We start from the raw sequence: 19823 nt of genomic DNA, 5'->3' as shown, positions 1-19823 counted from the left end.
GCCAATATACTTGACCATGTTCCTAGTTTGTTCCAAAAGATTTGAATGGATCAGGCACAGCGCAAATACAGACTGCCCGGACGGGGCACATCCAGCAACCGCCCGGGCCGGTTCGAGCCGCTGACCGTCAGCGCTGTGGCCGATGGATGGGCGGGCGATGATGACCCTTTGCCGGTCTTGCGCACCCAAGTAAGCGTTGAAATTCCGCGCTCCGTGATCAGCTACAACCAGTCGCCGGACCTGCCGTTTGACCGGTCGATTAACCCGTATCGCGGGTGCGAACACGGTTGTGTCTATTGTTTTGCGCGGCCAAGCCATGCCTATCTGGGGTTGTCGCCGGGCCTGGATTTCGAGACGCGGCTGATCGCGCGGCCCGAGGCGCCCGAGGTGTTGAAACGAGAGTTGGCGGCGAAGAAATACCAGGTCGCCCCCATTGCGATCGGCACGAATACCGATCCCTATCAGCCGATCGAGAAAGAGCATCGGATTATGCGCGCGTTGCTAGAGGTGTTGGCAGATGCGAACCATCCCGTTGCCATTGTGACCAAGGGCAGTCTGATCGAGCGGGATATTGATATTCTGTCGGATATGGCGGCGCGCGGGCTGTGCCGCGTGGGCGTGTCGGTGACGACGCTGGATGCGACGCTTTCACGGTTGATGGAGCCGCGGGTGCCTGCACCGAAACGCCGGTTGCAGGTGATCGCACGTTTGGCAGAGGCAGGCATTCCGGTGCGGGTGATGGCGTCCCCCATGGTGCCGGCGCTGACCGATCCCGAGCTTGAGACGATTTTGGAAGCGGGGCGCGATGCGGGGGCCGTCGCGGCCAGCTGGATCATGCTGCGCTTGCCGCGCGAGGTATCGCCCTTGATGCAGGAATGGTTGGCGGCGCATTACCCTGACCGCGCGGGTCGCATCATGGCGCGGCTGCGCGAGATGCACGGGGGGAAGGAATATGACGCAAATTGGCACCGACGGATGCGCGGCGAAGGCCCCTATGCCGAGATGATTGCGCAGCGGTTTACCTTGGCGGTCAAACGGTTGGGGCTGGATACGCTATTGCCGCCGATGCGCTGCGATCTGTTCCGCCCGCCCAAACGGGCGAGCGCGCAGTTGGATCTTTTCGGGGATTAACCCCGGCGGCGGCCACGGCGTGGTGCGCGGGTGGGGCCTTCGCCATCGGTGCCATCGCTGGCCGACGAGAACGGTCCAAGGGCCTCCACGATCTGTTCCAGCGTGGGGGCGTCGCCCTTGGGCCGGCTGTCGAGAGCGGCGCGCATATGCACCAGATGTTCCGGCATGGTGCCACAGCAACCGCCGATGATCGACGCGCCGCAGTTGCGGGCCATCTCGGCGTAATCGGCCATCAGTTCGGGCGTGCCGTCATAGTGGATGTGGCCTTCGACGTATTTCGGAATGCCCGCGTTGCCTTTGGATACGATCGGCGTCGGCATGCCTTTGGAGGCGAACCCCAACACCGTGCGCAACACATCCGACGCGCCGGTGCCGCAGTTGGCCCCATAGGCCAGCGGGCCATAATCGAGGTCATGCACCATGTCGACCATCGCCTCGGATGTCATGCCCATCATGGTGCGGCCTGCGGTGTCAAAGCTCATCGTGCCGACCCAGTCGAGCCCTGCCAGCTTGAAGCCTTCAGCGGCGGCGCGGTATTCCTCGGGGGCGCTGATCGTCTCCAGCCAGCCCACATCGGCACCGCCGGCTTTCAGCCCGTCCGCGGTTTCATGGAACATCTCGACCGCCAGCGCGTGGGTGAGGGGGCCGACCGGCTCCATGATCTCGCCCGTGGGGCCGACGGAGCCTGCAACGATGACCTTGCGACCGGCCTTATCCGCGACCTCGCGCGCAAGCTCGGCGGACACGCGGCTAAGCTCATGGGCGCGTTTTTCAGCGCCATGCAGTTTCAGACGCGAGGCATTCGCGCCGAAGGAGTTGGTCAGGAAGATATCGCTGCCCGATTGCACCGCACCCTGATACAGCTTGATGATGTTTTGCGGCTGTTCGGTGTTCCACATCTCTGGCGCATCACCGGACATCAGGCCCATGTTGAACAGGTTCGTGCCAGTGGCACCATCGGCCAGCAGCGTGCCTTTTTCAGCCAGAAGATCGGTGAGGGGGTTGGACATCAAAACGCTCCGCTAAATGGGTGATTTTGCCGTTTCCCACAACGCCCCTGTTGACGCAACTTCATTATTCTCATGATCGTCATGAGCCGCCGCCATGGTTTCTGCGTGCATGACCGCCATGAGGGCAGGGCGCGCGCTTGCGTGGCAGGGGCGCTTGGACTATGTGACAGGCTAGAAATGGCTGATGGGTATTCCAACCGGCCTGTTGTCTGGAAGGGATGTGCATGGCCCGTCGCACGAAAATCTATGAAGGTACGGCGAAGATCCTGTATGAAGGACCGGAACCGGGGACCATTGTCCAGCACTTCAAAGACGACACAACCGCCTTTAACGCCGAGAAAAAAGCGGTGATCGAAGGCAAGGGCGTGCTGAACAACCGCCTGTCCGAATTCTTCATGACCGGTCTGAACAACATCGGCGTGCCGACGCATTTCATCAAACGTCTGAACATGCGCGAACAGTTGATCCGTCAGGCAGAGATTATCCCGCTCGAGATCGTCGTGCGCAACTATGCGGCGGGGGAGCTGTCCACGCGGCTTGGCATTGACGAGGGCATGCAACTGCCGCGCCCGATTGTGGAATATCACTTCAAGAACAACGACCTTGGCGATCCGCTGGTCACCGAGGAACATATCGCCGCCTTTGGCTGGGCCGGTCAGCAGGACATGGAAGACATCCTGAGCCTGTCGCTGCGGGTCAATGATTTCATGTCCGGCGTGATGATGGCCGTGGGCATCCGGCTGGTGGACTTCAAGCTTGAGGTGGGCCGGATCTACGAGGGCGATTTCCAGCGTTTGATCGTCGCCGACGAGATCAGCCCCGACAGCTGCCGTCTGTGGGATATCGAAACCGGCCAGAAACTGGACAAGGATGTGTTCCGCCGCGATCTGGGGTCGCTGACGGATGCCTATACCGAAGTCGCCCGACGTTTGGGGGTCATGCCCAAGACGTCGACACCGATGATGAAACCGACGTTGATCAACTAGGCTGGCGTCGCAGATGAGTTTATTTTGCAAAATGAAGATAGGGGACGCGTCATGAAAGCACGGGTGCATGTGATGTTGAAAAACGGTGTTCTGGATCCGCAGGGCGAGGCCGTGCGCCACGCGCTTGGGGCCATGGGCTTTGAAGGCGTCAATGGCGTGCGTCAGGGCAAGGTGATCGAGCTGGACCTGAACGAGGGCGCAACCAAGGCCGACGTCGAGGTGATGTGTGAAAAGTTGCTCGCGAACACGGTGATCGAATCCTACACAGTGGAGATGAGCTGATGCACGCAGCGGTCATCGTTTTTCCCGGCTCTAACTGTGACCGCGATCTGGCGGTGGCATTCAAGGCGGTCGGTGCCAAAGTGTCGATGGTCTGGCACAAGGACACGAGCCTGCCCGAGGGCGTCGATATCGTGGGTGTGCCCGGCGGCTTTTCCTATGGCGACTACCTGCGCTGTGGTGCCATTGCGGCAAACTCTCCGATCTGTCGCGAAGTGGCGGCCCATGCGGAGCGTGGCGGTTATGTCATCGGGATCTGCAACGGCTTTCAGGTGCTGACCGAAACCGGTCTGCTCCCCGGTGCCCTGCTGCGCAATGCGGGGCTAAAATACATCTGTCGCACCGTGCCGCTGCGCGTGGCCACGGCGGACAGCGATTACACATCGGGCTACGAGGCCGGTGCGATGATCGACATCCCGATCGCACACCATGATGGCAATTATTTTGCCGATGGCGATACAATTGCCAAACTGCATGGCGAGGATCGTGTTGCCTTTACCTATGGTGATAACCCCAACGGGTCGCAGTCCGACATCGCGGGCATCCTTTCGTCGAACCGTCGTGTGTTGGGGATGATGCCACACCCCGAACGCGCCGCGGATGCGGGGCATGGGGGCACGGACGGGGCGGCGCTCTTCCGCGCATTGGCGGGGGCTCTGGTCACAGCGTGACTTGAGTGCACCGGTGAGGACGCGTAGATTGCCGCCATGTTTCGGTCTGCGTCCTCTAGTGAAGCCCCTTTATCTGTCAGCTGGCGCGTCCGGCTGGCGGTTGCTTTGCTTTTGGTCATTGCGGTGGCCACGATTTCGGTCACCAACAAGCTGCTGACGGATCGCTTTACCGAAAGCACACGTAACCGGGCCGAGCTTCGGATCGCGCTCTACAGCGGCAACCTGCTGGCCGAGCTGCGCCAGAACGCGATTGTGCCACAGCTTTTGTCGCGCGATCCCGCCTTGATCGAGGCGCTGACCCGATCTGATTACTCCCTGTCGACCCAGCGATTGATCTCTTTTGTAGAGGAGATCGGCGCGGCGTCCTTGATGCTTTATGATATCGATGGGCGCACGGTGGCAGCGACCGACCGCAACCGGTTGGGGGCATCGCACCGGCAAGAGGCTTATTTTGTTGACGCGCTGCGATCGAATTCGACCGTGTTCAGCGTTATTCCCCGCGATACCGGCGGCTACCGGTTCTTCTATTCGCGCCGTATTCAGGAAGGCGGTACCAACCTTGGGGTGATCGCGGCCGAGGTGGATCTGCAACGGTTTGAACGGGCCTGGGCCGGTATCTCGGATGCGGTGATTGTCACTGACAGCACGGGTGACATCATCATGGCGACCGAACCGCGCTGGCGCGGTCTGACGGAAAGCGAGGCTTTGTCGAACCAGACCCCGCAAAGCGCCATCGAGCGCGCGATCAAGGCCACCGCCGACTGGACCGCATTGCCTGCCGATGCCTATCTGCAGGGCGAGGCGGTGATGCGTCTGTCGTCACGGATACCGTTTCGGGGCTGGCGGATCACGAGTTACACCACCTACGCTTCGGTCCGCGAGAAGGTGAACGGGGTACTGGCGCTTGAGGTGATGGGCTTTGCGATCCTGCTGGCGTTGACGTTTTATGCTCTCAGCCGTCGGACGGCGGGGCGCGCCGCGCTGTTTCAGCGTGAATCCGCCGAGCTGCGCGCGCTGAACGCCGCCCTTCAGCGCGAGGTGGCGGAACGCAAACGGGTGCAGCAGACTTTGGCCGTGGCCGAGCAGACGTTGGAACAATCCAGCAAGCTCGCCGCCTTGGGCGAAATGTCCGCCGCCGTCAGCCACGAGCTGAACCAGCCGCTGGCCGCGATGAAAACCTATCTGGCGGGCGCGCGTCTGTTGATGCAGCGCAACCGGCTGGAGGAAGCGTTGGCGTCATTCGGGCGCATCGACGATCTGATCGAACGCATGGGGGCCATTACGCGGCAGCTGAAAAGCTATGCGCGCAAGGGCCAGCAACAGTTTTCGCCCTTTGATATGGGGGAGGCGCTTGCCTCTGCCTTGTCGATGATGGAGCCGCAGCTACGTCAGCGTCAGGTGCAGATCAACCGTATCCTGCCCGCAGAGCCTGTTCAGGTGATGGGGGACCGCATGCGGATCGAACAAGTATTGGTCAATCTCTTGCGCAACGCATTGGATGCCACCAAATCGGAACGAAACCCGACGGTAGAGATTATACTATCAGCGGGTGAGACGGCGACGCTTACCGTGCGCGATAATGGCCCCGGGATCGAAGATCTCGATAGCCTGTTCGAGCCGTTTTACACGACCAAGCAGCCCGGCGATGGTGTCGGGTTGGGGCTTGCGATCTCGTCGGGTATTGTATCCGATCTGGGGGGCAGGCTGACAGCCCGCAACGGCCAACATGGCGGTGCGGTTTTTGAAATGCAGCTGCCCATTATGGACAGCACAGAGAAGACACAGGCGGCAGAGTAAACCAATGGCTCAGGCAATGAAAATCGCGATCGTTGATGATGAACAAGACATGCGTCAGTCGATCAGCCAGTGGCTGGCGCTTTCGGGCTATGACACAGAGACGTTCGGCAGCGCCGAGGATGCGTTGAAAACGCTGGGGCCGGATTACCCCGGTATCGTGATCTCCGACATCAAGATGCCCGGCATGGGCGGCATGCAGTTCCTGAAAAAGCTGATGGGGACCGACAGTGCGCTGCCCGTGATCATGATCACCGGCCACGGCGATGTGCCCATGGCGGTCGAGGCGATGCGCGTCGGCGCGTTCGACTTCCTTGAAAAGCCCTTTAACCCCGACCGGATGAGCGAACTGGCCAAGAAGGCCACCAACGCGCGCCGTCTGGTCATGGACAACCGCGCCCTGCGTCGGGAGCTGTCTGACGGCAGCCAGCTGATGAAAAAGCTCATCGGCGGCTCGCCCGTGATGGAACGGCTGCGCGAGGATATTTTGGATCTTGGTCAGGCCGACGGTCACGTGCTGATCGATGGTGAAACCGGTACGGGCAAGACACTGGTGGCGCATGCGCTGCATGCCGTGGGATCGCGCGCGGGCAAGAAGTTCGTGCTGGTGAGCTGCGGCGCGCTAGAGGAAGACGCGCTGAGCAAGCGTTTGTTTGGTCCGATGATGCCAGAAGACGCCCAGCTTCCCGCGATCGAGGAGGCCCGCGGCGGTACCTTGGTGCTGGAAGGTGTTGAATCGCTCAGCGAGACGCTGCAAGCCCGTCTTCTGAGTGCGATTAATGACCAAGGCACGCCTGCGGAAACGCGGATCGTTGCGATTTCGAACCTGCAAGAAGCGGGGCGCACCTCCGAAGATGCGCTGCGTTCTGACCTTTTCTATCGTCTGGCCGCCCTGCGCATCACCGTGCCGCCGCTGCGCCAACGGGGCGAGGATATTCTGACGTTGTTCACACGTTTGTCCGAAGAATTCGCGGATGAATATGGCTGCGAGACTCCGCAGGTTTCCGCGCAAGAGGCCGCGCAACTGTTGCAAGCGCCTTGGCCCGGGAACGTGCGCCAATTGATCAATGTGGCAGAACGCGCCGTGTTGCAGTCGCGTCGCGGGTCCGGTTCTATCGCATCGCTGCTGATGTCGGACCACGAAGAGATGCAGCCGGTGATGACCACCGACGGCAAGCCGCTGAAGGAATATGTAGAAGCCTTCGAGCGTATGCTGATCGACAATACCATGCGCCGGCACAAAGGGTCTATCGCCAGTGTGATGGAGGAGTTGTGCCTGCCGCGCCGGACGCTGAACGAGAAAATGGCGAAATACGGATTGCAGCGCTCGGATTACCTCTGAGCGCCGCATTTTGCAGACAGGCTCAGCCGAGCCGCGTCTCGATCAGCTCGCGTGCTGCACCAGTTTCATCGGTGTAGCAGGTCCACGACGGGCCGCCGGGGATATCGACAATATGCTGGCCCGTCTCGACGATAGGGATGGTCGTGTTGAGCGTACCGCCCGATTTGCCGGTATGTTTTTCCACGGCACGGATGCAACTGCGCTTGGACGGGCCCTCGGGGTCGCTGCCGCCGATCGTGCTCATGTCTTCGCAGGCGGCAAGCGCCAGAAACGGCAGGCACAGGGCTGCGCGCAGGGAAATATGCATTCGTATCATCCTTATCTGTCTTATTTTTGTGCATCCCGTCACAGGGCTGCGGCACGGGCATAAACCCGCTGGCAAAGCTTTTCCCATAGCACCGACGCTTGTCAAGCAAGGCGGCGGGGGGCGTGATACCGCTATCGGCCCCCGTATCTGCAAAGCCGCTAAACGCGATTTCCCATTGTCATTTGGTGCCTTCTGCCGTTAATTGTAGGTAGGACTGTTTGCCTCTTTGGATGGCAAACCAGACCCCAGACAGTTTCGATGCCTCGGTTCCCCGGCATGTGGTGACCAGGCAGACCGATTAGGCCCTTAAAAAAGGCTCAAGAACCGCTGACGATTGCGCCGTCCCTTTGGCCGGACAACCGCAGTAAATTAATGGATATGGGGGCGCGGTACGCACCACCCATGTCGGAGAAGAACCGCGATGACGCGCGCAGACGCCAAGAGCAGACAGACAGGCGGCCTTTTGGGCCCTGTTTTAGCCGCGTCACCCATCGCCCTGACAAGACATACCCTGCCTCGCAGCGCCCCACCGGGGCTGCTGTTTGCGCAGCTGTGCAAAATGGATTTATGCCTAAGAAAATGCTTATCGATGCCACCCACGCTGAGGAAACTCGCGTTGTTGTGGTTGACGGAAACAAGGTCGAAGAATTTGACTTTGAATCAGAGAATAAACGCCAGCTAGCTGGCAATATCTACCTCGCGAAAGTCACGCGGGTCGAACCTTCGTTACAGGCCGCGTTTGTGGATTATGGCGGCAACCGTCATGGTTTCCTCGCCTTTTCGGAAATTCACCCCGATTACTACCAGATCCCCGTCGCTGACCGTCTGGCGTTGATGGAGGAAGAGCGTGCCTATGCCGAAGCGCAGGCCGCCAAGGAAGACGAAGACGAAAAGCCCAAACGCCGGACACGCTCGCGCAGCCGCAGCAAGTCCAAGGCCGAAGACACCGTGTCCGATGACGCGACCGTCAGCAAAGACGCCGATGCCACCGACAGCGACCAGATCAACGGCATGCAGACCGTCGATCTGGACGATGAAGAAGGCTCCTCTCCGATGGAGCGGGTTGCCGAAACGCCTGTCGAAGAGCCAGACGGCGATGACAGCAAGGCAGAGGGTGACACTCCCAAGGCCGCCAAAGCAGATGCGAAAGACGCCGCAAAACCTGATGCCGATGATCAGGACGACAGCGACGACGCGGATGACAGCGACGATAGCCCCAAGGCTAAAGATGCGTCCTCCAAGGATGACAGCATCGAATCCGTGGCGGATGACGATGATCACGACGATCTGCGCACCGCGCGCAAGCCACGGCCCAAGCGCTATAAAATCCAGGAAGTCGTCAAGGTGCGTCAGATCCTGCTGGTGCAGGTCGTTAAAGAGGAACGTGGCAACAAAGGTGCCGCGTTGACAACCTATCTGTCGCTGGCCGGCCGCTATTGTGTGCTCATGCCCAACACCGCGCGTGGGGGCGGCATCAGCCGCAAGATCACCAACGCCGCGGACCGTAAGAAGCTGAAAGAGATCGCAAACGAAATTCAGGTGCCAAAAGGTGCCGGTCTGATCGTGCGCACCGCCGGTGCACAACGCACCAAGGCCGAGATCAAGCGCGACTACGAATACCTGCAACGCCTGTGGGAACAAATCCGCGAGCTGACGCTGAAATCCATCGCGCCCGCCAAGATCTATGAAGAAGGCGACCTGATCAAACGCTCGATCCGCGACCTTTATAACCGCGAGATTGACGAGGTGTTTGTCGAAGGTGAACGCGGTTACCGCATCGCCAAGGACTTCATGAAGATGATCATGCCGTCCCACGCCAAGAACGTGAAGCTCTATAGCGAAACACTGCCCTTGTTCGCACGCTATCAAGTCGAAAGCTACCTGTCGGGCATGTTCAACCCCACGGTACAGCTGCCTTCGGGTGGCTATATCGTGATCGGTGTGACCGAAGCGCTTGTTGCGATCGACGTGAACTCGGGCCGGGCCACCAAGGAAGGCTCCATCGAACAGACCGCGACCAAGACCAATCTTGAAGCCGCCGCCGAAGTCGCTCGTCAGTTGCGTCTGCGTGATCTGGCCGGTCTGATCGTCATCGACTTTATCGACATGGACGAGCGTCGCAATAACGCCGCCGTTGAAAAGCTGATGAAGGAAAAGCTGAAAACCGACCGTGCGCGTATTCAGGTGGGCCGTATTTCCGGCTTTGGCCTGATGGAAATGTCGCGCCAGCGTTTGCGTCCCGGTATGATCGAGGCGACGACCCAGCCTTGCCACGCCTGCCACGGCACCGGCCTGATCCGGTCGGACGACAACCTTGCGCTGTCGATCCTGCGCCAGATTGAGGAAGAGGGCACCCGCAAACGGTCGCGCGAGGTATTGATTACGGCACCCGTGGGCATCGCCAACTTCCTGATGAACCAGAAGCGCGAACATATCGCTCACATCGAAGGCCGCTATGGCATGGCCGTGCGCATCGAAGGCGACCCCGCTTTGGTCAGCCCCGATTTCTCGCTTGAAAAGTTCAAGACCGCGACACGCGTTGTCACGCCGATCGAACATGTGGTGTCAGTTGATACCTCCATCATGGACGAGGTCGATGATCTGGATGTCGATGCGGAAGCAGATGCGGACAATGCTGACAATGAACCTACCGGCAACGGCAATGGCGGGCAGAACCAGCACAATGGCTCTGACGATGACAATGATGGCGAAGGGAAACCCAAGCGCCGTCGTCGTCGCCGGCGGCGTCGGGGTGGCAAATCCAACGGGGATGATGCCGCCAACGGTGAAAACAACGGCGATAGCAACACCAACGGTGACAACGGCGATAGCGACGCGCCCGCGCAAACCGAGGCGGATACTGCTGGTGCCAAGGATGACGCGAAAACGGATGCGACTGCAGACGCCGCTTCTGATGACGCGAAACCGCAGGACAAACCCAAGCGCACCCGCAGCCGGACCCGCAAACCCAAGGCTGATGCCGCGGCAGAAGCGACCGTAGACGCGGACGCCAAGACCTCCGAGGACGCGAAACCGGCCGAGACGGCCCCCGCCGACGCGGACGCCGCCGAAGACGCGCCCAAGCCAAAACCCAAGCGGACCCGCACGCGCAAGCCCAAGGCCGCCCCTGTTGAGGCTGTCGAAGAGGCACCCGAGCCCGAGGAAACACCTGCGCCAAAAGAGCAGCCAACCCCCGAGCCCAAGCCCGAGCCTGAGGTGACACCAGACGCGCCGACGCCCGAGCCCGCAAAGGAGCCGACGCCGATCCCGACGCCTGAACCCACGCCCGCGCAGCCGTCCCAGCCCGCCGAGGTGGAGCAAACGCCGGCCCCGACCGAAGTGCCCGATAGCACCCCGACGGAAATGCCGCCCGCGCAGGAAATCCAGCCGGAGCCACCGGTCACCGAAGTACCTCAGCCCGAGGCGACCCCGCAGGCGGAGCCCGAAAAACCCGCCAAGCCCAAGCGGCGCGGCTGGTGGTCCTTGGGCGGCTAAATAGCCCCCTGCGCCGACATATAGAAACGACAAAAGGCAGACCTTCGGGTCTGCCTTTTTTTATCTGCGGTATCCGCGGTGCGTGATGCCGCGGGTCAGCTACCTTTTCCGGATCACATAGGCCTGCGGCGTTTCGTCCATCGCGGCGCTTTCAAGGCTATGACCTGCCTCGGCACAGAAATGCGGGATGTCGATGATCGCGGCGGGATCATCCGCATGCACGGTCAAAAGATCGCCAGAGTCCAATGATTGCAGGCGTTTACGGGCTTTGAGCACGGGCAGGGGGCACAAAAGCCCCGTCGCGTCGAGAAAGTTTTTATCTGTCATGATCCTCAGATAAGCCACATGTTTCAACGCGTCCACAACCTTGTGACGGAGATCACGCGCAACAGCAGGTGACGCGCCGGACAAAGCAGATTATGGCTGATGTCATGTTTGGATTTGACCTGATCGACGCGGGACTACTGCCCGCCATACTCATCGCGCTGACCGCCGGGATCATCAGCTTCCTGAGCCCCTGCGTCCTGCCCATCGTCCCCCCGTACCTCGCCTATATGAGCGGGGTGACCCTGAACGATATGTCATCGGTCGCCGCCGCGCGCCGCAAGGCTGTCATCGCGGCCCTGTTCTTTGTTATGGGGCTTAGTACGGTGTTCCTGATTCTGGGGTTCACGGCCTCGGTCTTCGGGGCGTTCTTCCTGCAAAATCAGGTTCTCTTCGCGCGGCTGTCGGGCATCGTGGTGATCATCTTTGGTCTGCATTTCCTGGGCGTCTTCCGCATTCCCTTTCTGGATCAAGAGGCGCGTCTGGATGCGGGCGACAAGGGCGGCACGTCCTTTGGGGCCTATATCCTTGGGCTGGCCTTCGCCTTCGGCTGGACACCCTGCATCGGGCCGCAGCTTGGCGCGATCCTGTCGCTCGCGGCGTCCGAAGCCTCGGTCACGCGCGGCACGCTTTTGCTGGGGGTCTATGCGGCGGGCTTGGGTATTCCCTTTTTGCTGGCGGCGATGTTCATTACCCGCGCCACCCACGTCATGAACCGGATCAAGCCCTATATGAAGCTGATCGAACGCGGCATGGGGATCTTGCTGGTGGTGGTCGGTCTGGCGCTGCTGACGGGGGCGTTTACAACCTTCTCTTTCTGGTTGCTGGAAACATTTCCTGCATTGGGATCCTTGGGTTAGGCGCCTTACTCTTGCCGGAAAACCTGTTTAAGCTGCGGCGAAATACAGGGTGAACGATGGCCGAGAACATAGAGCAGACAGTCAGGACGCGACGGGTTTTCTATATCCCGGGCTATGACCCCATTCATCCGCGCCGCTACCGCGAGCTTTACCGCAAGGAAGGCAGCGCACAGGCGCAGATCTCGGACTATCAGATCGCGTTGTCGCCCAAGAAGGGCGGCGGGAACTACGGCTGGAACGTCGCCGCGCATATCGATGGCGTTGATGTTGAGGCTCAGGTCGACGTGCTCGTCTGGTCCGACATCGTGCGCATCTCCATGAGCAATTCGATCCTCGCGACCTATGGGCAGTTGGTGCAGACGGCTTGGGTCTATATCGCGTCGGGTGCGCTTTGGCGGTTGATGAAGCTGCGCAAGGGGCCAGTGATTGCGGCGCTTTATCCGGTGGGGATGTTGCTGCTGCAATTGTTGATCGCGGCCCTCGCGGGCAAGCTGCTCTACGCGGGGCTGACCTTCTTTGGCGGGCCTGCGTGGTTCAAGGGGATCGTCGCCGCCGCTGGCGTGGGGCTGGGCTGGCAGGTGCTGCGCTGGTTCAAGAAACACGATGGCAAGCTTTTCGCCTATTACCTGATGCATGATTACGCTTTCGGGGCCGCGACGCGAGGGGCGAACCCGCCCGCGCTTGAAACGCGCATGACCGAATTCGGGGATGCCATCGCACAGGCGCTGAAGTCTGATGTGGACGAGGTGCTGGTCGTGGGCCATTCCTCCGGCGCGCATCTGGGGGTGTCGATCCTTGCCGATCTGATCCGGGCGGGCCGTGTCCCTGCTGACGGGCCTGCGCTGGCCTTTATGACCTTGGGGCAGGTGGTGCCGATGGTGTCCTTCCTGCGCGATGCCCACCGTCTGCGCGCCGATTTGCGCTTTCTGTCCCAATGCGAGGGTCTGACATGGGTCGATGTCACGGCCCCCGGCGACGGCTGTGCCTTTGCGCTTTGCGATCCGGTAGCGGTGTCGGGCGTTGCCCCCGAGGATAAACGCTGGCCGCTGGTGTTTTCCGCGGCCTTCACTCAATCGCTGACCCCAGCCCGCTGGAAAGAGCTGCGCTGGCGGTTTTTCCGGCTGCATTTCCAATACCTCTGCGCCTTTGATGCGCCCAAGGACTATGATTATTTCCAGATCACCGCCGGCCCGCATAGTCTGGCCGAACGCTATGCCGGACGGCCTGCATCCCGGTCGCGCATTGTCAAACCGGTGAATAAATTCACCTCTACCGCGCCATGATGCTGCCCCCCAAACCCGAGAGCCGCCCCGCGAAAGTGTCGCTTTGGCGCTATGCGCGGCTCTTTCGCCAAGACATCCTGTCGGCGCAGCCCGCACGGCTGTATCGGGCCTGGATGGCAGAGTTCAAGACGCCGTTCTTCCGCAGTTATCTGATCAATCAGCCCGATCTGATCCAGACCGTGCTCAAGACGCGCCCGGACGATTATCCCAAGTCAGACCGGATCGGCGAAGGATTGCGCCCGCTGCTTGGCAATTCGGTGTTCCTGACCAACGGGGCGATATGGAAACGGCAGCGGCGCATCATTGACCCCGCGTTTGAAGGGGGCCGCTTGCGCGAAACCTTCCCCGCCATCTGGGACGCGGCAGAGGCAGCGGCGGCACGGCTTGCGCCTCATGATGGCGCGCCGCTAGAGGTGGAGGCGCAGACCAGCCACGCGGCGGCGGATGTGATCTTTCGCACGTTGTTTTCTCTACCCATCGAACACCACATGGCGCGCGAGGTCTTTGACGAATTCAAAACCTATCAACGCAGCCAGCCGATCCTGAACATCGCGGCCTTTGTGCCGTTGCCCCGCTGGCTGCCACGGTTGTTCCGCCGCGACACTAAACGCAGCGCCGCCAAGATCCGGCGACTGATCACCGCACTGACGGCCGACCGGATGGAGGCGATCAAGGCGGGCACCGCCCCCGACGATCTGGCGACCAAGATCATGACCACGCCCGACCCCGAAGACGGCTCTACTTTTACCACCGATGAAATGGTCGATCAGGTCGCGATCTTCTTTCTTGCAGGGCATGAAACGAGCGCCTCGGCGCTGGCATGGGCGATGTATCTGGTGGCGACCCATCCCGACTGGCAGGACCGTCTGGCCGAAGAGGCGCAGTCAATCGATCAGTGCGATTTTGCGGTTATGGGCAAGCTCAAACAAAGCCGCGATGTCTTCCGCGAGGCACTGCGCCTTTATCCCCCCGTGCCGATGATGGTGCGCGAAGCGAGCTGCCCCGCGACGTTCCGCGACCGAACCGTGGCGCGTGGGGCACAGGTGGTGATCAGCCCGTGGCATCTGCATCGTCACGAACGCCTGTGGGACAACCCCGACGGGTTTGATCCGGCGCGATGGCACAGCGAGAACGGCAAGAAATGCCAGCGCGAGGCATATCTGCCGTTCAGCGCCGGTGCGCGGGTCTGCCCGGGGGCGGGCTTTGCCATGGTCGAAGGCCCGTTGATCCTGTCGCGTATCCTGCGCGATTACCGCATAGAGGTTGTCGGCGAAAAGCCACCTGTTCCCGTGGCACATCTGACAGTTCGTTCAAAAGACGGCATTTTGCTGCGCTTTGTCCGGCGCTAACGATATATCATCGCGGGAATAGATGCGTTAAACGAACATTCGACGGAATCAATAAGGGCCAGGATCATCATGACCACGACAGACGCACAGCGCACACAAATGGAAACAGGGCAGGGGTTTGTGGCCGCATTGGACCAGTCGGGCGGATCGACCCCCAAGGCGCTGAGCCTTTATGGCGTTGAACCTTCCGATTACTCGGGCGATGCCGAGATGTTTCAAGCCATGCACGACATGCGCGCGCGGATCATTCTGGCCGATGATTTCACCTCTGACAAAGTTCTGGGCGCGATCCTGTTTGAACGCACGATGGACAACACGATTAACGGCAAACCTGTGGCCCAACTGCTATGGGAAGACCGCGGCGTCGTGCCTTTCCTGAAGATCGACAAAGGTCTGGAAGACGAAGCAAACGGCGTGCAGTTGCTCAAACCCATGCCCGAGCTGGACGATCTGCTGAAGCGCGCGAAAGCCGCCGGTATCTTTGGCACCAAGGAACGGTCGGTCATCCAATCCGCCAACGCCGAAGGGATCGCGTCGGTTGTGGCGCAGCAATTCGCCGTCGCCAAAACCGTCTGCGCCGCCGGTCTGGTCCCGATCATCGAGCCAGAGGTGAACATCCATTCCGAGAGCAAGGCGGAAGCCGAAGACATCCTGAAATCCGAGCTCGAGAAGCACTTGGCCACGCTGTCGGCGGAGGAACTGGTGATGCTCAAGGTGACCCTGCCAGAAGTTGCGGGGCTTTATGACAGCCTTGCGGATCACCCCAATGTGCTGCGGGTCGTGGCGCTATCGGGTGGGTATTCCACCGAAGACGCCTGCGCGCGTTTGACGCAAAACCCCAAGATGATCGCCAGCTTCTCGCGTGCGCTGACCGAAGGGCTGAACGTCAAGATGTCGGATGCCGAGTTCAACACGGCACTGGGGCAGAACATCAGCAAGATCTACGACGCCTCTGTCGCCTAAATTGGAATTTTCCTAAATTCCGCGGGGGTTTTCTTGGGAAGAAAACCCCTAAACAATAATGCGGATCGGTTCCTGATTGCAAAAGATTACGAGCTGGCCCGCATTTTCCACAGCGTGATAACCGCGGCGTAGCAGTTCTTGCTCGAATGCGTAGCGGCCTACATATCTTTCGACATCCCTGACATTCCGCCGCACGACACACCCGCTGCGGGCGGCCTTCGAACTGAATAGGGCGAGCATCCAGCCCTCGGGCGACAATGGAGAATACTGTTGTTTGACCATGGGGGAAACTTACCCCCGCGAAGGTAAACGTTCCTTTAATGCACGCAGGACATAGACGCGGATCGCAGAGGCCAGCCCCGCTTCAACGCCGCGCTCTGCATCGATCTGCGCCACCAGCGCATTGATCGGCATGTCCATCTCTTGCGCAAGGTCGCGCAATTCCTGCCAGAATTCATCCTCCAGCGAGATCGACGTACGGTGACCCCGAAGGGTCACCGAATGTTTCACCGGTCGGGCGCTCATGTGTCGCGCTTATGGGCTTCCAGATTGCGCGAGATTTGCGCCAGACGGGCTTTCAAAACCTCTTTCTGGTCCTTGCTCTGGCCGAACTGTACCGCGTTTTCATCGGCACGGGCCTTGCGCGAGGCGCGGTTGCGCTCTTTCTTGACCTTGTTGAGGTTGATGGGGGCGCTCATTCTTTGGGTCCGATCATTTGCTCCGGCCGCACCACGCGGTCGAATGTTTCGGCATCGACAAAGCCCAAGGCGATTGCTTCTTCCTTGAGCGTCGTGCCGTTCTTGTGCGCCGTCTTCGCGACTTTGGTCGCGTTGTCATAGCCAATCGTGGGGGCCAACGCTGTGACCAGCATCAGGCTTTCTTTCATCAGCTTGTCGATACGTTCGACATTGGCCTGTGTGCCGACAACCATATTGTCCGTGAAGGCCGAGGCGCTGTCGCCCAAAAGCTGCATGGATTGCAGGACGTTATAGCTCATCATCGGGTTGTAGACGTTCAGCTCGAAATGCCCTTGCGAGCCGGCAAAGCCGACGGCGGCGTCATTACCCATGACATGGGCACAGACCATGGTCAGCGCTTCGGCCTGCGTCGGGTTCACCTTGCCCGGCATGATCGACGACCCGGGCTCGTTCTCGGGCAGGATCAACTCGCCCAGACCCGAACGCGGGCCGGACCCCAGTAAGCGCATGTCATTGGCGATCTTGAACAGCGATCCCGCCACGGTTTTCAGCGCACCCGAGAACATGACCATCGCGTCATGGGCGGCCAGCGATTCAAACTTGTTGGGCGCGGTGACAAAGGGCAGGCCGGTGATCTCGGCCATATGCGCGGCCACGGCTTCGGCCCAGCCTTTTTTGGTGTTCAGACCGGTGCCAACGGCAGTACCGCCTTGGGCCAGTTCATAGATGTCAGGCAGGCAGGCGTTGACCCGTTCGATCCCCTTTTTCACCTGATGCGCATAGCCCGAGAATTCCTGACCCAAGGTCAGCGGTGTCGCATCCTGGGTATGGGTCCGGCCGATCTTGATGATGTCCTTGAACTCTTCGGACTTCGCGACCAGGGCGTCGTGCAGTTTTTGCAGACCGGGCAGCAGTACATCGCGGGCCTGCATGCCGATGGCCACATGCATCGCGGTCGGGAAGGTATCGTTGGACGACTGTCCCATGTTGCAGTGGTCATTGGGGTGGACCGGATCTTTCGACCCCATCTCGCCGCCCAGCATCTCGATCGCGCGGTTCGAGATCACCTCGTTCGCGTTCATATTCGACTGGGTGCCGGAGCCGGTCTGCCAGACGACCAGCGGGAAGTTGTCGTCGAACTTACCCTCGATCACCTCGGTCGCGGCGGCGGTGATTGCATCAGCCAGCTTCTGGTCCAGATTGCCCTGGTTCAGGTTTTCCATCGCACAGGCTTTTTTCACGACGCCAAGGGCGCGGATGATCGGCACGGGCTGTTTTTCCCACCCGATGGGGAAGTTGATGATCGACCGCTGGGTCTGCGCGCCCCAGTATTTATCGGACGGCACTTCCAATGGGCCAAAGCTGTCGGTTTCTGTACGGGTATCGGCCATGAAAAGGCTCCTGATCTTGGGCTTATGTCTGATCAGGGTTTACCTCGCTGGCCGCAGCGGTGCAATGAGCCGATGGCGCTAACCTTGGCGACAAGGCAGCGCTGACCGGTCGATTACTTGCGGAAGCTGTCCAGCGATACGATTTCGGCGGCTTTGGGGGCTTCTTCCTCTACCTCAAGCTCGCTTTCGTCCTGCTGGGGCAGGTCTTCGTCCTCGTCCTGCTGGCCGGGTTCTTGCTGTTCGAACTTCAGGCCGAATTCCACCGACGGATCCACAAAGGTGCGGATCGCGTCATATGGGATATACATGGGTTCGGGCGCATCGCCAAAGTTCAACGTGACCGAGAATCCTTCCTCGGTGACCTCAAGCTTGTCGTACCAATGCTGCATGACAACGGTCATCTCGCCGGGGTAGCGGTCGGACAGCCAATCGGCCAGTTCCGCATCCGGATGAGAGGTGTCGAACGTGATAAAGAAGTGATGGTTGCCGGGCAGTCCATTGGCTGCAACGTCAAGTAATACCTGACGAATTAACCCGCGCATGGCATCGTGCATCAGATTGCCATACTCAATGCTTCGGCTCATTACTTCTCTCCGGCCTTGGTTGATGGCGATAGCATACGGCATTTCGCACCAGTGAAAAGGGGGCGCAAAAATTTATAGCAACAGGCGCCAGCAAAGGGCCAATGCAGCGCTTATCGTCATCGTCAGGACAAAGCCGAACCGCAGCCCCAGCATCAACACTCCCGCCACACCGGTCAGCACAGCGGCCAGGGGATCAAAGCTGCTCCAATCAGGAAGAGGCACGGCCAGATGCGCCATAGGCAGCACGCGTTCAAACATCACATGCAGCGCGAACCAGACCGATAGATTGGCAATCACGCCGACGACGGCGGCGGTAATCGCGCGCAAGGCCCCCGCCAGCCGCGGCTGCGCCGAGATCGCCTCCAGATACGGGCCGGCAAGGAAAATCCATAGAAAACAGGGCGTAAACGTCACCCAGAGCGCCAGAGCCCCGGCCGAGACCGCGCCCCATGGCCCCGATTGGGCAAAACCCGCCAGCAGGGCGACAAACTCCGTCACCAGAATAAGAGGGCCCGGCGTCGTCTCGGCCAGCCCCAGGGCGTCGATCATCTGTTCGGTGGTGATCCACCCGTGATCCTGCACCACGGTCTGCGCCATATAGGCCAGCACCGCATAGGCGCCGCCAAAGGTCACCACCGCGAGCTTCGAGAAGAAGAGCCCGATCTTGAGCAGGAATTCATTCCCCATACCCCAGACAAACAGCAGCGGAGACGCCCATAGCGCGACCCAAAGTCCGATGACGCCGAAGGGGCGGGCAGGGCGGTGATGTAGCCCCTCAATCTCGGCCATGCTGCCGTGCCCGGTGGCACCGAAAGCGCCCCAAAGGCCCGCACCCAGAATGATCAGCGGGAAGGGCAGGCCAAAGACGAACAAAGCCACAAAAGCCAGCGCGGCCAGCACCCATCCCGCGCGCCCGTGCAACGCCTTCCGTCCCAGATTGCGCAAGGCTTGAAAGACCACGACAATGACCGCCGCCTTGATCCCCATAAACGCGGCTTGAACCAAGGGAAGCTGGCCGAAATAGGCATAGCCAAAGGCCAGCACCAGAATGACCGCAGCCCCTGGGAGTACAAACAAAAGCCCCGCCAACAGCCCGCCAAGGGTGCCGCGCAGCCGCCATCCGGCATAGGTCGCCAGCTGCATCGCCTCTGGCCCGGGCAACAACATGCACAAGGACAGCGCGCGCAAAAACCCGTCTTCCGAAAGCCAGCGATGACGCTCGACCAACTCTTTGTGCATCAGGGCGATCTGGGCCGCTGGCCCCCCAAAGGACAGCACCCCGATCCGCCCGAACACGTGCGCCAGCAGGCCCCATTCCGGTACACTCATATCTCGCATATGCCTCTCACGATGCCC

Annotated in this window: 20 protein-coding genes; 11 read left to right on the top strand and 9 right to left on the bottom strand. The window is 60.4% G+C overall.

Translation table 11 applies throughout. The features are described 5' to 3' along the window. The first annotated feature begins 45 nt into the window (after nt 1–45). A complete protein-coding gene (locus AB1495_RS14325) occupies nt 46–1131 on the top strand; it encodes a PA0069 family radical SAM protein (RefSeq protein WP_074634861.1) in 1086 nt (361 codons plus the stop codon). Here the strand turns inward: AB1495_RS14325 and bmt are convergent. Further along, the gene (bmt, locus tag AB1495_RS14320; RefSeq protein ID WP_074634862.1) at nt 1128–2141 is read right to left on the bottom strand and encodes a betaine--homocysteine S-methyltransferase; all 1014 of its coding nucleotides are present in this window, start codon (nt 2139–2141) and stop codon (nt 1128–1130) included. The two genes, AB1495_RS14325 and bmt, sit on opposite strands and share 4 nt — an antisense overlap. A 224-nt stretch (nt 2142–2365) precedes the next feature. Between bmt and purC the strand changes: the two genes are divergently transcribed. The 5 genes from purC to AB1495_RS14295 are packed head-to-tail and all read left to right on the top strand — an operon-like array spanning nt 2366 to nt 7213. Next, nucleotides 2366–3127, top strand: a complete 762-nt coding sequence (purC, locus tag AB1495_RS14315; RefSeq protein WP_074634863.1) for a phosphoribosylaminoimidazolesuccinocarboxamide synthase — start codon at nt 2366–2368, stop codon at nt 3125–3127. Nucleotides 3128–3178: 51 nt separating this feature from the next. Continuing rightward, on the top strand, nt 3179–3409 hold the full coding sequence (gene purS, locus AB1495_RS14310; protein WP_074634864.1) for a phosphoribosylformylglycinamidine synthase subunit PurS: 231 nt from the start codon (nt 3179–3181) through the stop codon (nt 3407–3409). After that, a complete protein-coding gene (gene purQ, locus AB1495_RS14305) occupies nt 3409–4077 on the top strand; it encodes a phosphoribosylformylglycinamidine synthase subunit PurQ (protein WP_074634865.1) in 669 nt (222 codons plus the stop codon). Before purS ends, purQ begins: the two co-directional genes overlap by 1 nt. A gap of 36 nt (nt 4078–4113) precedes the next feature. Further along, nucleotides 4114–5874: an ATP-binding protein gene (locus AB1495_RS14300; RefSeq protein WP_005853695.1), complete on the top strand. Its 1761-nt coding sequence runs from the start codon at nt 4114–4116 to the stop codon at nt 5872–5874. Nucleotides 5875–5878: 4 nt separating this feature from the next. Continuing rightward, on the top strand, nt 5879–7213 hold the full coding sequence (locus AB1495_RS14295) for a sigma-54 dependent transcriptional regulator (RefSeq protein WP_009824697.1): 1335 nt from the start codon (nt 5879–5881) through the stop codon (nt 7211–7213). 22 nt (nt 7214–7235) lie between these two features. On the opposite strand, the gene AB1495_RS14290 is transcribed toward AB1495_RS14295, so the two are convergent. Beyond that, complete coding sequence (locus tag AB1495_RS14290) at nt 7236–7520, bottom strand: hypothetical protein (RefSeq protein WP_074634866.1); 285 nt, start codon at nt 7518–7520, stop codon at nt 7236–7238. A gap of 567 nt (nt 7521–8087) precedes the next feature. Here AB1495_RS14290 and AB1495_RS14285 point away from each other — a divergent pair. Beyond that, nucleotides 8088–11015 (top strand): Rne/Rng family ribonuclease, encoded by a 2928-nt coding sequence (locus AB1495_RS14285; RefSeq protein ID WP_074634867.1) that lies wholly within the window; start codon nt 8088–8090, stop codon nt 11013–11015. Nucleotides 11016–11114: 99 nt separating this feature from the next. On the opposite strand, the gene AB1495_RS14280 is transcribed toward AB1495_RS14285, so the two are convergent. After that, nucleotides 11115–11342 carry a sulfurtransferase TusA family protein gene (locus AB1495_RS14280; RefSeq protein ID WP_074635194.1) on the bottom strand — a complete coding sequence of 76 codons (228 nt, stop codon included), beginning with the start codon at nt 11340–11342 and terminating at the stop codon, nt 11115–11117. Nucleotides 11343–11446: 104 nt separating this feature from the next. Here AB1495_RS14280 and AB1495_RS14275 point away from each other — a divergent pair, with 104 nt between their 5' ends. The 4 genes from AB1495_RS14275 to AB1495_RS14260 all read left to right on the top strand — a co-directional run bounded on the left by AB1495_RS14275 (nt 11447) and on the right by AB1495_RS14260 (nt 15794). Continuing rightward, a complete protein-coding gene (locus tag AB1495_RS14275) occupies nt 11447–12199 on the top strand; it encodes a cytochrome c biogenesis CcdA family protein (protein WP_037945030.1) in 753 nt (250 codons plus the stop codon). 56 nt (nt 12200–12255) lie between these two features. Beyond that, the gene (locus tag AB1495_RS14270) at nt 12256–13482 is read left to right on the top strand and encodes a hypothetical protein (RefSeq protein WP_074634868.1); all 1227 of its coding nucleotides are present in this window, start codon (nt 12256–12258) and stop codon (nt 13480–13482) included. Beyond that, nucleotides 13479–14831 (top strand): cytochrome P450, encoded by a 1353-nt coding sequence (locus AB1495_RS14265; RefSeq protein WP_074634869.1) that lies wholly within the window; start codon nt 13479–13481, stop codon nt 14829–14831. The genes AB1495_RS14270 and AB1495_RS14265 overlap by 4 nt, the downstream gene beginning before the upstream one ends. A gap of 69 nt (nt 14832–14900) precedes the next feature. Beyond that, complete coding sequence (locus tag AB1495_RS14260; RefSeq protein ID WP_074634870.1) at nt 14901–15794, top strand: fructose bisphosphate aldolase; 894 nt, start codon at nt 14901–14903, stop codon at nt 15792–15794. 48 nt (nt 15795–15842) lie between these two features. Here AB1495_RS14260 and AB1495_RS14255 read toward each other — a convergent pair whose 3' ends face one another. The 6 genes from AB1495_RS14255 to chrA form a co-directional block, all read right to left on the bottom strand. Beyond that, nucleotides 15843–16076 (bottom strand): N-(5'-phosphoribosyl)anthranilate isomerase, encoded by a 234-nt coding sequence (locus AB1495_RS14255; protein ID WP_074634871.1) that lies wholly within the window; start codon nt 16074–16076, stop codon nt 15843–15845. A gap of 9 nt (nt 16077–16085) precedes the next feature. Beyond that, nucleotides 16086–16319: a ribbon-helix-helix domain-containing protein gene (locus tag AB1495_RS14250; protein ID WP_064216470.1), complete on the bottom strand. Its 234-nt coding sequence runs from the start codon at nt 16317–16319 to the stop codon at nt 16086–16088. After that, nucleotides 16316–16492, bottom strand: a complete 177-nt coding sequence (locus tag AB1495_RS14245) for a DUF4169 family protein (protein ID WP_005853675.1) — start codon at nt 16490–16492, stop codon at nt 16316–16318. The genes AB1495_RS14250 and AB1495_RS14245 overlap by 4 nt, the downstream gene beginning before the upstream one ends. Further along, entirely contained in the window at nt 16489–17883 is a 1395-nt protein-coding gene (gene fumC, locus AB1495_RS14240) for a class II fumarate hydratase (protein ID WP_005853673.1), read from the bottom strand. The genes AB1495_RS14245 and fumC overlap by 4 nt, the downstream gene beginning before the upstream one ends. Nucleotides 17884–17996: 113 nt before the next feature. After that, the gene (locus tag AB1495_RS14235; protein WP_005853671.1) at nt 17997–18467 is read right to left on the bottom strand and encodes an SspB family protein; all 471 of its coding nucleotides are present in this window, start codon (nt 18465–18467) and stop codon (nt 17997–17999) included. A gap of 72 nt (nt 18468–18539) precedes the next feature. Further along, nucleotides 18540–19796 carry a chromate efflux transporter gene (gene chrA / locus AB1495_RS14230; protein WP_074634872.1) on the bottom strand — a complete coding sequence of 419 codons (1257 nt, stop codon included), beginning with the start codon at nt 19794–19796 and terminating at the stop codon, nt 18540–18542. Nucleotides 19797–19823: the final 27 nt, after the last annotated feature.

Origin of the sequence: Sulfitobacter pontiacus (assembly GCF_040790665.1) — a bacterium.
Taxonomy (GTDB): Bacteria; Pseudomonadota; Alphaproteobacteria; order Rhodobacterales; family Rhodobacteraceae; genus Sulfitobacter; species Sulfitobacter pontiacus.
Note: the sequence above shows the minus strand (reverse complement) of the source record. Positions and strands in the feature narration are given on the sequence as shown.